This window comes from Mucilaginibacter sp. 320_HR, assembly GCF_059691875.1.
Window position 1 is genome coordinate 1,003,940 of record NZ_JCAWAI010000002.1, and the last position, 17,110, is coordinate 1,021,049.

Sequence of the window (17,110 nt, forward strand, 5' to 3'; positions counted from 1 at the left end):
CCTCATCAGGTTTGTCGTTTAAGCTAAAACATACACGTGCCTTTGCCTTAAAAACAAAATATTTTGCCGATAATGTTTATAAATGCTAATTTGACATTTATAAACCAGGGTAAATCTGCCACGCTTATGAGAAAACTTATACTAACTGCACTTGGTGTATTGCTTAGCATGTGCAATTTTGCGCAAACCACACCCAACAGAAAGGTTATAAAGTACTCGCTAAAAGACGGCCTTTCCTTTGGTTTTGTAAACAGCATTATACAAGATAATAAAGGTTTTATGTGGTTTGCTACCGCAGATGGCCTAAACCGGTTTGATGGTATAAACTTTAAAGTTTACAAGTACGACCCAACTAAACCAGAAGGCCTTCCGGGAAACTATCTTGAAATGATGTTTAAAGATCCGCAGGGCGAAATATGGGTATCAACCCGCCGCGGCCTGTTTAAATTTAATACCAGTACCGAGCAATTTACCCCGTTCTACTTAACGGGTAATCCGGCTGACCGCATCAATAGCGTTAATAACATTTCTGTTGCTGATAAAAATACTTTATGGTTTTCGTGCAACAACCTGGGCATGTTCTCTTACAACAAAAACACCGGGCAAATAAAGGAATTTAGCAAGCGCAACGTGCCCGGCATGTTCAGCAATAGTATAAGTATGTCACTGCAAGACTCCCAAGGGCTATTATGGCTGGCTGACCAAGGTGGCACATTATCTGTTTATCATGTAAAAAGCGGCGTAATCTTAAGTAAGGCAACGGAAGTTGATGTAAGCAGTGTAAAAGCAGGGCGTTTAAACGCCATCTGCGAAGATCATAATCAAAATGTTTGGATAGGCACCAGCCAGGGCCTCGCCTATTACGTCCGCAGCAAAAATAAATTTTACTTAATCAACGGCCCAAAACATCATCTCCGCAGCAACTATTTCTATTCGCTTTTAGAGGACAGCCAAAAAAATCTGCTTATTGGTTTGCAGGATGGTGGCCTGTATAAACTGGACCTGCAAGAGCTGCAAAAGACCACTCCCGAAAAAATTGACATAGAACCGGTAGGATCAGAAGACAACTACAACATTACCGAGCGAACTATTCAGTCGCTATACCAGGATAAGGACAATAACGTTTGGGCGGGCACCTACGGCGACGGCATTTACATGGTGAGCAGCGTACCGGAAAAATTCATGAAGTTTCAAACCAAGCAAACCAGCGGCTATAGCACCAGCCTGTTAAGATATTACGGTATGTGCCTTGATGCTGATGGTTTGTTATGGCTGGGCAGCGATGGAGATGGCATTTACAAAAAGAACCTGAACGGGGATGTTTTAAAGCATTATTATGCCGACGGCAAAAACGGCTCATTAACCAACAACGCAATACTATGCGCGGCAAAAGACAACGCGAATAACCTATGGTTTGGCTCGTATGAGCAGGGACTGTTTAGGTACGACAAACGTACAGACAAGTTCATCAACTTTACACACAGCGGCAGCAACCTGGCCAGTTTGTGTTCAAATGATATAAGGGTGATATACCCTGATTCACACAATAGCTTGTGGATAGGTACAAATGGTGGCGGCATAAGCCGAATGGTAGGCAATGGAAACACCTTTATAAACTACAACACCGGTAACAGCTCGTTAGGGAGCAACAACATTAGGGCTATCTGCGAAGACAACGACGGCAACTTGTTTATAGGCACTTATGGCTCGGGGTTGTGGTATTATGACAGGGTTAAAGATAAGTTCTCCAATATTTCTGCTGATAAACAGATGGTTGAATATCTGCCAAGCAGGGTAATATATTCTTTGAAGATGTACCCTGGTAACAAATTGCTTATTGGTACAGAAGACGATGGCCTGCTTTTTTTTGATATTAAAACAAAAAGCCTGAGCCGTATCACCGAAGCTAACGGATTGGCCAATAATACCATTAATGCTATACAGCCTGATGAAGATTACAATATTTGGGTAAGCACCAACAAAGGCATCTCCAAAATAGATGTTAACGGTAAAATAGTCAACTATGATGCTTCTAACGGGTTGCAAACCGGCCACTTTAGCCCTAACGCGGTGATGTACAGCCTTAAGGATAAGTTTATTTGTTTTGGCGGTACCGAAGGCTACAACATCTTTTTTCCACAACAGGTAAAAACCAGCAGCTTTAAACCAAATATTGTGATTACAGCCCTTCAGCTATTTGGTAAAGAAGTAGAGGTTGGTAAGAAGGACAACATCCTGACGGAGGTAGTTGCCGATGCTCGGCAGATCACCCTGAAGCCCGATCAGTCTGTATTCTCTATACAGTACGCTGCGTTAAATTACGCCTATACTGATAAAAGTGAATTTGCGTACCAACTGGAGGGGCTTGATAAAAGCTGGAACTATGTAAAAAACCAAAAGTCTGCCACTTACCGGTATCTTAACCCGGGCACTTACAATTTCAAGGTTAAAGCAGCTAATCAGGACGGGGTATGGTTTGATAATTATACGTCCTTAAAGATAGTGATACTGCCGCCGTGGTATAAAACCTGGTGGGCATACCTTTGCTACTTTGCAGTTGGCGCCGTTTTGGTATACTATTACCTTCGCTATAAAAGTAATCAGGCGAGGCTTAAGTACGAGATACGCATAGCCAATATATCTGCAGAAAAAGAGAAAGAACTGGTAGAAAAGAAGCTTTCATTCTTTACCAATATATCGCATGAGTTTCGTACGCCGCTTACACTCATCATAAATCCGGTAAAAGAAATGATCGCCAATAATAACGATGAGACCGATAACATAAACAATCTGCATCTTATCTACCGCAACTCAAGGAGGTTACTTAGCCTGGTAGATCACCTCCTTCTGTTCAGAAAGGCAGATACCGATGGCGACAAACTCAAAGTAGTTAAGCTTAACTTTGTGAATCTTTGCCGCGAAGTTTTCCTTTGCTTTAGCTTTCAGGCTAAAACCAAAAACATCAACTTCAATCTCGAGTGCAGCGTAGAGACTATAGAACTTTACGCGGATAGAGAAAAGATGGAAATTGTGCTGTTTAACCTTCTTTCTAATGCAATTAAATTCACACCAAAAGGTGGCAGTGTAAGTTGTACCCTTACCGAAGATGAAAAAGGCGTAAACCTTTACATTAAAGACAGCGGCGCAGGCATACCACCAGGCACAGGTGATCAGCTTTTCGACAGGTTTTATCAGGTACAGGACGCAGCGCAGTCACAGCCCGGCTTCGGAATAGGGCTCTACCTCGTAAAAATGTTTATAAACAGCCACAAAGGGGCAATCAGTTATGAAAGCAAACCTGGCGACGGCACTACATTTAAAATTGATCTCCTAAAGGGCAAGGAACATTTCGGAAGCGCTTTTGTATTTGAAGACGTAGTGGAAACATCAGTCTTCCTGGACGAACTGATGGATTTTAGCGAGCCGGAAACGGTTGTTTTAAATAGCGTTAACACCGTAAAGGTAAATACCTATGATACTTTGCTGGCAGCTAAAAATACCATGCTTATCATAGAAGATAACCTACAGATTAGGCAGTATGTAAAGCAAATTTTTCAAGCAGAATTTGAGGTGTTTGAAGCAGACAATGGGCTTGATGGCTTCGAAATGGCAAGTAAACTTATCCCATCCATTATCATTTGCGATGTTATGATGGATGGGATAAGCGGTATTGAGTTATGCAGCCGGGTAAAGGAAGATGTCGCGCTGAATAATATACCCGTAATTTTGTTGACAGCCAGTACCCTGCCGGAGATAAGGCTGAAAGGTATAGAGGGCGGTGCCGACGATTATATAACAAAGCCTTTCGAAAAGGAAGTACTAATTGCCAGGGTTAACGGCCTTTTAAGGAACAAAGAAAACCTGCACAAGTACTTTTATAATGAGATTACTTTTAAGACGAACGACTTTAAGATATCAGCTGATTACAAAGAATTTTTAGAGAAGTGTATCAAAATTGTAGAGGAACACCTTGAAGACAAAGATTTTTGCATAAAAGATGTAGCTGACAGGATTGGAATGAGCCATTCTAACTTCTATAAAAAAATTAAATGCATATCGGGCAGTTCGGCAAATGAGTTCATCAGGTTTGTACGCCTGCGCAAATCTGCAGAGCTTATGATCACTACAGACTGCTCCGTTGCCGAAGCTGCCTACAAAGTGGGCATTAATGATAAAAAATATTTCAGGGAAAAGTTCAGCAAGCTTTTCGGGCTTAACCCGTCGGACTATATTAAAAAGTTCAGGCAGCCTTATCACAATCAAAACGTGCGCAGTATAGCCAATAGTCGGCGCAACTCCTGATATAAAAAAAGCCCTTGCCACTCTGGCAAGGGCTTTTTTTTACGATATACCCCCGCTACAAATCCGAGTTTACCCCCTTTTCAAGTGCGCTGATATCATCAAATTAGCGGTACCAATTATTACCTGTATAAATAACAGTAAATAAATTTTTGCCTTAAGGTTGTTACTGATGCTATTCGCACATAAACTCCTTTAATCCTTATGCAACTATTTGCTACCTGGCTATACGGCTGTTCTTTCAATTAAAAACCAACATTAACCAAATAAAACAAAACTTATATGAGAAAGGCCAGCAACTTATAACCAATTACCGATCCTTTTAAACTTAAAGCAGCATTAATTATCACCTAAAAAACCAACTATGCAACATAACTTACTTAAACCTTTTTACCGGCCAAAGTTTAGCAAAGCGGCAATTTGCGCTCTTGCTGTGCTGATGTGCCTGGGAAATGTTACTTATGCTCACAGCGGCACCTATGCAATGTCTGCAGCAGCCAACGTGCCACCTATAACCATTAAGGGAAAGGTTATTGATAAAACAACCGGCGAATCGCTGGTGGGGGTAACCATCAGGGTTAAAGATGGTACAGGCGGTGTGGTAACCGACGTAAACGGCGACTTTACACTTTCCGCCCCCGACAACGCTACGCTGATAGTGTCCTACATTGGTTACGAAACTTCAGAAATAGCCGTAGGCGGACAAACTGTGTTGAGCATACGCCTGCAGCCTGCCGGCAAAAACCTTAACGAGGTTGTTGTAGTAGGCTACGGTACCCAGAAAAAAACATCTACGACAGCGGCCGTATCCACATTAAAAGCTAAAGATATCGCGCTAAAACCAGTTGTGAATATCTCCAATACACTGGTGGGCCGTGTGTCGGGCTTAATTGTTACCCAAAGCAGCGGTGAGCCTGGTTTCGACGGTTCAAACATACAGATTAGGGGAACAGGCTCATTGGGCGGCAGCGCACCTTTACTTGTAGTAGACGGCGTACCGCGCGACTTTACCCGGTTAGACCCAAACACCGTTGAAACCTTAACCATATTAAAAGATGCTGCCGCTGTTGCACCTTACGGTGTTGCCGGAGCAAACGGCGTTATTTTGGTAACTACTAAGAGAGGACGAGTGGGGTCACCTACCCTTACTTACAACGGCTATGTGGGCTTTCAAAACCCTACCAAGGTGCCAAAGTTTGTAGGCTCATATGAGTACGCGTTGATGCGTAATGAAGCCAACAAGAACGAAGGACAGCCGGTGGCTTATACAGCTGAAGAGCTGCAAAAATTTCTGGATCATTCAGATCCGGACAGGTATTCAGATGGCCATCCTTTACAGGAGATTATCAAACCTAATCGCCTGCTTACTTACCACAACCTTACCTTGTCAGGTGGTGCTGAACGTATAAAGTACTTCGCATCCCTGGGCTACACGCATCAGAATGGTATGTGGGACCCAACCTATCTGGATAAATACAATGGATCAATAAATTTAACAGCCGATGCTACTAAAACTACCAAGGTTTCATTATCTGTAAACAAATGGGTAGAAGATCAGCACTTCCCAGCACAAAGCGCAGGTACCATTATAGGCCAGGCGCAAAGGCAGGCACCAACTACACCGGTATACTATAGCAATGGCCTGTGGTCTGGTTACATTGGTCAGTCGTTAATCGGCGAGATCTACCATAGCGGTACTCAGTTTAATGAGAACCCTGGCCTGCAAACGCAGTTTACAATTGAGCAGCAACTACCTATAAAGGGGTTAAGCTTAAAGGGTGTTGCCAGTTATGATGAAGGCCCCGACGCATTGTTCCCTGGGCAAACTAATTCATTCCAGCGTACATATGCCACCCCTATCCCCTTCTACAATCCGGACTTTAGCACTACCCCTTACACTTTCAAAGAAGGTATACAGGGTAACTCAAAAGCAAGTTTCACGCAGTCATACGCGCAAAACCACTCTTTTACATACCAGGGTTTGTTAAACTACCAGGGTAACTTTGGTAAAAACTCCATTACTGCATTGGGCGTTGTTGAATATCGCCGCGTGAAATACCAAACATTCAGCGCTACCCGTATCAACTATAACCTGGATCTGGACGAGTTGAACTACGGCGGTCCTGCTCCGTCAGATGCTACCAACTCAGGCTTCTCAAACGGCCAAAAACAGTTAGGTTATGTTTATAGGGTAAGCTATGCCTACAGCGGTAAATACCTGCTGGAAGCTGCCGGTCGTTATGATGGCAGTTACCTGTTTGGACCGGGTAAACGCTTTGGTTTCTTCCCAGCGTTTTCAGCCGGATGGCGCTTATCAGAAGAGAAGTTCATTAAGGACAACTTCAACTGGATAGATAACCTCAAACTTCGTGCATCATGGGGCCAGTCTGGTGCTTATCCACGCCAGGGAGGCGGCATCAGAACATATGATTACCTAAGCCCATATAATGTTTACGGTAACTCAGCTGTACTAAACGGAAGCGCTACACAAGGCATATACGAGGCTCTGCAAGGTAACCCCAACATCACCTGGGAAAAATCAGTAAAGACGGACGTAGGCTTTGAAGCCACGTTATGGAAAGGCGCTTTAAGCATAGAAGCCGATTACTTTTCAGACAAAAGATCAAACATGCTTGTGGGTGTTTCCGGAGCACTGCCAGGCGAGTATGGTATAGGACTGGGATTCGAAAACGGCGGCGAAATGGTAAACCGCGGTGTTGACCTTACCGTAAGCAGCTCTCACACATTCTCCAATGGTTTACGCTTAGACCTTACCGGAACTTTTACGTATGCCCGCAACAAACTGCTTAAGTTTTTTGAGAACGGCGCAACCTTTAATAACCCTAACCGCAGGCAAACCGGCAGGCCATTGGGTACACAGTTTGGCTTAGAGGCTTTAGGCTATTTCTCTGCAAACGACTTTAATGCTGACGGTTCCCTTAAGGCAGGTATTCCTGTGCCATCTTTTGGTGTTGTAAACCCGGGAGATATACGTTATGCCGACATAAGCGGACCAAACGGTACACCTGATGGTAAAATAGATGCAAATGATAACACGGTAATAGGCCATCCGCAAACACCGGAGATCATCTACGGACTTGAGCCACGCATTGCCTTCAAGAACTTTGATCTCGACGTATTGTTCCAGGGTACTGCAAACTCAAGCATTAACCTTAACAGCTACTTCGTTCAGCCATTCGCAGCCTCTGGTTCTCCTTCGGAGCTATCATTTACGGAGTACTGGACACCGGAAAGAACCAATGTGCTTTACCCAAGGTTGACAGGAACACCAACACCGAACAATACGCAAACATCATCATGGTTTTTGCGCAACAACGCTTACCTCCGCCTAAAAAGCGCCGAGATTGGCTACACCTTTTCAAGCAAATTATTGCATAACAAGATTCAGTCCCTCAGATTGTACCTCGCAGGCCAGAACATATTTACCTGGACACCAAACATTAGAGAGACGATAGACCCGGAAAACAGCGGCAGCAATCAGAACTATTATCAGCAGCGCGTTATCTCGGTGGGTGTTAATGCTACTTTTTAATATTAATAATTTTAGAAAAGATGAAACAGAGATATAAGATATATACACCAATACTTTTGCTGGCTGTGCTTGCCATAAGCTTCAGCGCCTGTAAAAAAGACGGCTTTTTGGAAGTGCCGCCAAAAGGGGCGTTAACTGATGTCACTACCTTCAGCAGTGAAAGCAATGCTGATCTATTCTTAAATGACGTATACAATCAGTTACCTGATCTCAATAATGAGTATCAAACTTCTGAACAGTATTCAGATAATAGCTTCTGCGGTGCAGCATGGGAAACCGGCCAATCTGTAGTACGGGCGGGCTCTATAAACCCTAATAACGTACCAACAGGACCGGGCACCAACGTTGGGCCGGGCATGTGGGATTGGGAATCAAACTACACCAAAATCAGGAAGTGCAACGTGTTTTTACAGCAGGTTGAAAAGTACAAAACAAACTTTTCAGCTGATTGGATTAAACAGCGTACTGCCGAGGTTACCTATCTGCGTGCATTCTTTTACATGTGCCTGTTCGAAAGCTACGGCGGCGTACCTTTGATCACCGTTCCGCTGGATAATAAAACGCAGGGCGACGACATATTCTTTGGAAGAGGCACTACTGATGAAACGCTTGCTTTTATTGAGAAAGATTGCGATGCAGCAGCTGCTGTATTGCCCTTAACCGCATCACAAGCGGGCAGACCTACAAAAGGCGCGGCACTGGCGCTTAAAGGTTGGGTTGAGCTATTTGCTGCCAGCCCACTGGCAAACCCAAGTAACGACGCTACAAAATGGGCTAAAGCCGCTGCTACAAACAAAGAGGTAATGAACCTGAACCAGTACTCCCTGTTTCCGGATTATGCGGCTCAATTCCTTGCTGTTAACAACAACAACAGTGAAACCATCTTTGCACGACAGTACGCTACTCCTGCAAAAGGTGGCCACCGCGAGGGCTACCTTGGGCCGGTAAAAGTGAACGGTGTACAGCAAGCCTGGGGCAATCTTGCGCCAACACAAGGCCTGGTGGATGACTACAGCATGGATAACGGCTTACCTATTACTGATCCGGCTTCGGGGTACAATCCGCAGGATCCGTACAAAAACCGCGAGCAGCGCTTTTATAAATCGATCATTTATGATGGTTCTTCGTGGCAGGGCGATGTTATTACAACCCGTGTAGGTGGTAATAATGAAGTTGACCTAGGCTCTAACAGCGACATTACCAATACAGGTTATTACGGAAGAAAGACCCTGGATGAATCTATACTCGGGCAAACCAGCTTAAACCTCGGTGCCAGCACGGCAAACTTTATTTACTTCCGCTACGCAGAAGTATTGCTGAGCTATGCGGAAGCGCAAAACGAGGCCGCCGGACCAGATGCATCTGTATATGACGCAGTGAACAAAGTAAGAGCCCGTTCGGCCCTGCCAGGTGTAAAACCTGGCCTCAATCAATCGCAGATGCGCGACTACATACGCCGTGAACGCCGTATAGAACTTGCCTTTGAAGACAAGCGATGGTTTGACATCAGGCGTTGGAAAATTACGGCAGGTGCTACAGGGGTGCTGAATACACCGGTATACGCAATGAAGATTGTGAAGGACCCGGCAACCGGAAAACTTACCTACACTCAGGTTAAAATATTCCAGAACGTTTACTTTGATCAGCAAAACTGGATGCCAATACCACAGGTAGAGATAGACAAGAACAAAAAGCTTGTTCAAAACCCCGGATATTGATTACATATATATTGGTTGGATCGCGCCCCGGATGTAAAAGTCCGGGGTTGCGATTTTTTACAGCAGGTGGTTTTTGCAATTGTTCTGTTTAACTTAAGCCTGTTGTTTAGCTTATTTCTATGCAAAAATATTTATTCTCTCCTGGTCAATTTACTTATTACTATTCAGCCAAATTGTTCAAGAAGCTTTGGACGTGCCTGATCGCCGTTCTTGCGCTTTTCAGCTGCGGAAGATCTCATAAGGACGAACAGCAGACCCACACTCTATTTAAGCTGTTAAGCCCTCAGCAAACACATGTCAATTTCAGCAACACCCTTACTGAAGGCCTAAATACCAACGTGTTGATGTACGAGTACTTTTATAATGGTGGCGGTGTTGCTATAGGTGACCTTAATGGAGACAATCTGCAGGACATCTATTTTACCGGCAACATGGTAGATAACAAACTTTATATGAATACTGGTCACCTGCAATTTAAAGACGTTACCACCTCCGCTGGTGTGGCTGGTCGTCCAGGTCCGTGGAAGACAGGGGTAACTATGGCGGATGTAAATGGCGATGGCAAGCTGGACATTTATGTTTGTTATTCTGGCAAAATACGTGGGGAGAAGCGGGTTAACCAACTGTTCATCAATCAGGGTAACGACAATAACGGTACTCCGCTCTTTAAGGATATGGCTACCGAATACGGGCTGAATTTTCCGTCATTCAGTACGCAAGCCTACTTTTTTGATTACGACCGGGACGGCGACCTGGATATGTTACTAGTTAACCATAACGCGCAGCGCATCAGCAGCCTTGATGATGTATCTGTTAAGGTATTAATAAACAAACCGGATGCGGAAGCCGGTATACGGCTACTACAAAATAACAACAATCGATTTAGCGACATTACTGCTAAAGCGGGCATAATAAATACTTCATTGTCTTACGGCTTGGGTGCTGGTATAGCTGATGTAAACAACGATGGCTGGCCGGATATCTACATCTCTAACGATTACAACGTACCGGATAGATTGTACATCAATACAAACGGAAAGTTCACAGATCAGCTGCAAAGGCAAATTGGCCACACTTCATTTTACTCAATGGGTAATGATGTGGCGGACATTAACAATGATGCAACACCCGACATCTACACACTTGATATGCTGCCGGAAGACAACAAACGGCAGAAATTATTATTTGGTGCAGATAACTATGAGGCGTTTGACTTAAACCTGCGTGTTGGATTTTATTACCAGTACATGCGCAATATGCTGCATCTGAATAATGGCAACAATACATTCAGCGAGGTGGGTCAACTATCGGGCGTTTCCAATACTGATTGGAGCTGGGCTCCCCTATTTGCCGATTATGATAACGATGGATGGAAAGACCTTTTTGTGAGCAATGGCTACACCCGCGATTACACCAATATGGATTTTTTGAAGTACATGGGCGATAACCTTCGTGACCGGCGTGTGATGCGACAAGACCTACTGAACATAGTTAACCAAATGCCCTCTTCAAAAGTGCAAAGCTACTTATTTAAAAATGATGGCAATCTTGGCTTTAGCAATACCAGTTCGGCATGGGGAATTACGCAATCATCCAACAGCAACGGAGCCGCCTACGCCGATCTGGATAACGACGGCGACCTCGACCTGGTTGTAAACAATATAAATCAGCCCGCTTTTATATACGAAAGCGAGGCAACCACTCAAAACAAAAACCACTTTATCGAGATCAACTTAAAAGGAAGTACAGGTAACACCCAGGGCATCGGCGCAAAAGTCACCATCTATAAAGGCAACAAAAAGCAGTACTTGCAGCAAATGCCTACCCGGGGCTTTCAATCAAGTGTTACACCTGTACTTCACTTTGGATTAGGGATAGATAACGATATAGATTCGTTACGAATAACCTGGCAGCAAGGTGGTACGCAGCTGTTAAGCAGCATAAAGGCAAATCAACATATTACCATCAGTGAAAAAGATGCTGTAAAGACAACAACGCCGGTAAACAGTATAGTGCCGGTGTTTAAAGAGGTTAATTCCCCTATTTCGGTTACCAAAAACATCAACACTACTAATGACTTTAAGCGGCAGCCGTTATTAACTAACTCATTATCTTTTTCTGGCCCATGCCTGGTGAAAGCAGATGTTAATGGCGACGGATTGGAAGATGTATATGTTGGTGGCGAAAACGGGCGTCCGGGCGCACTTTACCTTCAGCAAAAAGGTGGCGGCTTTGTGTTGAAACCTACATCAGCTTTCACGGCAGACAAAGCAAGTACCGACGCTGCAGCAGTGTTTTTTGATGCCAATGGCGATGGCAAGCCTGACTTGTATGTAGCCTCTGGGGGATATGGAGATTACCTGCCAGATGACCCCGCACTGCAGGATAGGCTTTATTTAAACGACGGTAAGGGAAACTTTGCTAAAGCAACGAACGCCCTACCTAAAATGTTGAGCAGTAAAGGTTGTGCAAAAGCAGCTGATATAAATGGTGACGGAAACATAGATCTTTTTGTTGGCGGGCGCGTGATACCGGGAAGATACCCCGAAACTCCGCAAAGTTATCTGCTGATTAATGATGGCAAAGGCAACTTTAGTGATAAAACAGCTTCGCTGGCTCCAGCTTTGCAACATATAGGGATGGTGACGGACGCGGCATGGGCAGATATGAATGGCGATAAAACGCCCGACCTTGTGGTAACAGGCGAATGGATGCCGATAACCATTCTTACCAACCGCGCAGGCAGGCTTACGGATGAGACTACCAAATTTTTAAACAAGCAGTACACCGGATGGTGGAACTGCATAAGCGTAAGCGACATTAACAATGATGGACATGCTGATATTATAGCAGGCAACCTTGGCCAAAACACCCAGTGTAAGGCTACCGACAAAGAACCTGCTGAATTATATTACAAAGACTTTGACGACAATGGCTCGATAGACCCGATACTTTGCTTTTACATTCAGCACAAGAGTTATCCGTATGTAACGCGTGATGAACTGTTGGATCAGATCAGCATGATGCGTACCCGCTTTCCTGATTACAAAAGCTATGCCGATGCAACAATAAACCAGGTTTTTACTGCCGAAGAAATGAGTGGTGCCAAACGTTTAACGGCTAATCATCTTTCGACAATTTGCCTGCTAAGTAATAAGCAAGGTAAACTTCAAGAAACTGCTTTAGCTATCCAGGCCCAATACGCGCCTGTATATACCATAACTATGCTTGATTTTGATAAAGACGGCAAAGAAGATATGCTGCTTTGCGGAAATATAAACCATGCGCGCATACGGTTTGGAAGGTACGATGCAAATTACGGCACCTTGCTAAAAGGAGATGGTAACGGACACTACGCTTATGTAAGCCAGCTACAATCCGGGTTCAAGTTGTCGGGAGATGTAAGAAGTGTAGTGCCGCTTGGTAATCTGATCCTTTTCGGTGTAAATCAAAGCGGTATTAAAGCTTATAAACTGGCTGGTAAATGAAAAAGCAATTTATTCTTATGGTGTTGGTGGGGTTAACTGTGATAATAAACAGTTGCGGCAACACCGCTAACCCAAAACTTACGGGTAACGATGTTGCAAAAGTGATTGACGGAATGACCGATTTGATGATTCATGATGTAACTAACCCTCCTCTTGCATCGCGGTTTTTTACTTACACCTGCTTGGCTGGTTATGAGGTTGTATCGCAAAATGATAAAAAAACTAAAAGCCTTCGTGGCGTACTGAACGAGTATCCTGTGATAGATAAGCCGGCCCGGTTTAAAGAATATGACTACCACCTGAGTGCTATACTGGCGATGTACGAAACTGCCGGAAAACTACAGCCATCAGGCACCGAAATGATTAAACAAGAGCAAGCTTTTGTAGATTCCTGTCGTAATCTAGGCTTTGATGACGCGGTTATTGACAGCTCAAAAAGCTACGCTAAATTCATCAGTAAGAAGATACTGGCTTACGCAAAATCGGACAAGTATAACCGCATTAGCAATTACGCGCGCTATAAGGAATCAGCCGCGGATAGCGGCTGGCATCCCACGCCGCCGGCATACATGCTTCCGGTAGAACCCTATTTTAATACCATACGTACGGCAACCCTTGATTCTGCTTCGCAATTTTTGCCGCCCGCTCCTATTCCATTCTCCACAAACAAGGGTTCGCCTTTTTACAAGTTCCTGCAAATGAGTTATCAAAAAAGTGGCAAGGGACTAAGCGAAAAAGAACGATTGACCGCCGCGTTTTGGGATTGCAACCCTTTTGCTGTGGAAAGCGACGGACACATGCAGATAGGTTTAAAAAAGATCTCTCCGGGGGCGCACTGGATGGGAATAGCCAGCATCGCCTGTAACAAAGCTAAAGCCGACTTTAACAAAGCAATGCAAGTGCATACAGTTGTAGCCATTGGCCTGCTCGATGGCTTTATCTGTTGTTGGGATGATAAATACCGCACTAACCGCATCCGGCCGGAAACTGCCATACGGAAATATATTGACCCTAATTGGAAACCACTTTTACAAACCCCTCCTTTCCCTGAATACATCAGCGGCCACTCAGTTATATCTGCTGCATCCGCCGTTATACTTACCCACTATTTTGGTGACAGGTTTGAGTATGTAGACAATGTGGAGCAGAAGTATGGTTTAGCACCACGCAAGTTTAACTCTTTCACGCAAGCGGCTAATGAGGCTGCAATCTCAAGGTTTTACGGCGGTATCCATTTTATGGATGCTATTGACAATGGTATTATACAGGGAAAGAAGGTGGGTAACTGGGTAATTAATAAAGTCAACAAATAACATGTATAAAACCATCTGCCAAATAATCTTATTCGCACTGTTTACATCCGTCCGTTCCCATGCGCAGACCGGAGAAAAAGATAGCACGGCCTCTAACTTTTACCTAGGTAAAATTTGGCCCGACAACAATGGTGTACACATCAATGCGCATGGTGGTGGCATTATCTACGAAAAGGGCACCTATTATTGGTTTGGCGAACATAAGATTGCGGGTCCTAAAGGAAACAGTGCACAGGTAGGTATTCACTGCTATTCTTCAAAGAATCTGTATAGCTGGCGTGACCAGGGGATTGCGCTAAAGGTGTCTGATGATCCTAACAGCGATATTACCAAGGGTGCAATTATAGAGCGTCCTAAGGTGATATTCAATAAACGAACCGGCAATTACGTTATGTGGTTTCACCTGGAATTGGCCGGTAAAGGATACGGTTCGGCATTGGCAGGTGTAGCTGTTAGTAAAAACATCACTGGTCCTTATACATTTTTAAAAAGCACCAGGGCAAATTCGGGCAAAATGCCTTTTTACCCTATGGGAACTCCGGAAAGTGAAAAGGTAAACTGCTCCGATACCACGAAAAAAGACGACAAATTTTTCTGCCGCGATTTAAAGCCCGGGCAAATGGTGCGTGACATGACCTTGTTTGTTGATGGTAATAAAGCGTACCACATATTTTCATCAGAAGAGAACTACACCTTGCAAATAGCCGAACTAAATGATGATTATACCGGCTACACCGGCAAGTTTGTGAGGATGTACATCGGCCAGCAAACCGAAGCTCCGGCAGTGTTCAAGCGTAAAGGTATATATTACATGATCGGATCTGGCTGCACGGGCTGGGCACCTAATGCCGCCCGTTGGTTTACTGCTGCGTCTATATGGGGGCCCTGGACATTTCATGGCAACCCGTGCAAAGGGCCAGAAGCCGACCTAACATTTGGCGGTCAAAGTACTTATGTACTGCCGGTCGCCGGGAAAAAAGATGCCTTTATTTTCATGGCAGATAAATGGACACCGAAGAACCCTATAGATGGCCGTTACCTGTGGTTACCTATAACGTTCAAAGGCGGCAATTTGCAAATAGAATGGAAAGATAAGTGGAACCTGAGCTCATTTAACGGTCTTTGATGAATGCGAAACCGACAAATGAAAAGCCTAAGTCTCGTTTAGTTAAACGGATTGTATTTTCTGTTTTGTTGCTGTTAATTATTATTTGCGCATATGTTTTATTAAAGAACCCGCAGAATGATAAAGACATAGTATCGAGTGCTGGTTACAGTGCAGTAGCTACTACCAAAGCTATTGCCGACGGCAAAGCACTTTCGGCGGTTTACTGTAAGTCCTGCCACATGTACCCGGAACCATCACTGATAAATAAGGCAAAGTGGAAGAATGTATTCCCGCAAATGGGACTAAGATTAGGAATAAAACAACACCGCGGTGAAAGCTATGTGAGTTCACTCAGGGGAACAGACCTGGTAGTTCCTAGTAAACCTGCAATGAACGATGAGCAATGGCAGCATATCATAGATTTTTACATGGCCGCTGCACCAGAACACCTTCCTTCGCAATCCCGTAGCATACCAATTACACGGCAGCTTCCATTTTTCAACATTATAGCCTCCCCTGCCAGGTTCTCAGCACCAAAAGTACTTGCTACGTATGTGAAGATAGATACCACAAAAAAACCAGCCAAGATATTTGTTGCAAACTCCTTAAAGAACCAGCTATTGCTTTTGGACCAGCACTTAAAGGTCATAGACTCAGTTGCAACGAACGGTCCTGTGGTTGATATGTCATTCTATAATGGTGATGTGCTGGTTTGTACCATCGGAAAAGAATTAGGTGCTAACAGCGATAAATTGGGCAACGTTTACCGATTACATGTAAGTCATTCCGGTAACCTGAATTTTGATGCCAAGCCTATGTTCAGCAATCTGGCCAGGCCTGTACAGGTGCTGGCTGCAGACATAAACGGCGATAGTTACACTGATTACCTCCTATGCGAATTCGGCTCTCTAAAAGGTGATTTATGCTGGATGGAGAACAAACATAATGGCAGTTTTACAAAGCACGTCATCAGCAATTTGCCGGGGGCTATTAAGGCTTACGTAGAGTATGCACCTGGTAAAAAACTGCCTGATCTGTGGGTGATGTTTGCACAAGGCGAAGAGGGAATCTATCACTTTATCAATAAGGGCGGCGGCCATTTTGAAGAGCAACAGGTATTAAGGTTTCCGGCTGTTTATGGCTCCTCCTACTTTGAACTGACCGATGTAAATCGCGACGGCTACAAGGATATTGTTTATACCTGCGGGGATAATGGCAATGCTTCACTTGTACTAAAGCCTTATCATGGGGTCTACGTTTATTTGAACAATACACATGGCAGATATCTAAAACGGTTCTTCTACCCTATTAATGGCTGTTATAAAGCCATTGCCCGTGATTTCGATAACGACGGCAACGTTGATTTAGCAACTGCAAGCTTGTTTACAGATGCGGACCAGCCCGAAGAAGGCTTTGTGTATTTACATAACACCGGCGGGCACTTTAAACCTTACGCCATGCCACGCGATACTGCTTTTGAACGGGCAGTAACTCTTGATGCAGGCGACCTCAATGGAGATGGCAAGCCTGATCTGGTCATCGGCAATGCTTATTTCGACATAGGGCCATTTGGCTATCATATAAAAGAACCGCTCTTCTACCTGCTTCAAAACACTACAAAATAAACCTGT

7 protein-coding genes are annotated in these 17,110 nt (G+C 44.2%); all 7 read left to right on the forward strand.

From position 1 onward, the window contains the following. The first annotated feature begins 126 nt into the window (after positions 1-126). The 7 genes from AC59GT_RS10030 to AC59GT_RS10060 all read left to right on the forward strand — a co-directional run bounded on the left by AC59GT_RS10030 (position 127) and on the right by AC59GT_RS10060 (position 17,104). Positions 127-4,302 (forward strand): hybrid sensor histidine kinase/response regulator transcription factor, encoded by a 4,176-nt coding sequence (locus AC59GT_RS10030; RefSeq protein ID WP_497237514.1) that lies wholly within the window; start codon positions 127-129, stop codon positions 4,300-4,302. Positions 4,303-4,663: 361 nt separating this feature from the next. Then, the gene (locus AC59GT_RS10035; RefSeq protein WP_497237515.1) at positions 4,664-7,852 is read left to right on the forward strand and encodes a SusC/RagA family TonB-linked outer membrane protein; all 3,189 of its coding nucleotides are present in this window, start codon (positions 4,664-4,666) and stop codon (positions 7,850-7,852) included. Between the two features lie 20 nt (positions 7,853-7,872). Then, positions 7,873-9,570 (forward strand): RagB/SusD family nutrient uptake outer membrane protein, encoded by a 1,698-nt coding sequence (locus AC59GT_RS10040; protein WP_497237516.1) that lies wholly within the window; start codon positions 7,873-7,875, stop codon positions 9,568-9,570. Between the two features lie 119 nt (positions 9,571-9,689). Continuing rightward, on the forward strand, positions 9,690-13,058 hold the full coding sequence (locus AC59GT_RS10045; protein WP_497237517.1) for a VCBS repeat-containing protein: 3,369 nt from the start codon (positions 9,690-9,692) through the stop codon (positions 13,056-13,058). Further along, a complete protein-coding gene (locus AC59GT_RS10050; RefSeq protein ID WP_497237518.1) occupies positions 13,055-14,371 on the forward strand; it encodes a vanadium-dependent haloperoxidase in 1,317 nt (438 codons plus the stop codon). The genes AC59GT_RS10045 and AC59GT_RS10050 overlap by 4 nt, the downstream gene beginning before the upstream one ends. Before the next feature lies 1 nt (position 14,372). Further along, on the forward strand, positions 14,373-15,497 hold the full coding sequence (locus AC59GT_RS10055) for a glycoside hydrolase family 43 protein (protein WP_497237519.1): 1,125 nt from the start codon (positions 14,373-14,375) through the stop codon (positions 15,495-15,497). After that, the gene (locus AC59GT_RS10060) at positions 15,497-17,104 is read left to right on the forward strand and encodes an FG-GAP repeat domain-containing protein (protein ID WP_497237520.1); all 1,608 of its coding nucleotides are present in this window, start codon (positions 15,497-15,499) and stop codon (positions 17,102-17,104) included. Before AC59GT_RS10055 ends, AC59GT_RS10060 begins: the two co-directional genes overlap by 1 nt. The last annotated feature ends 6 nt before the right edge of the window (positions 17,105-17,110 follow it).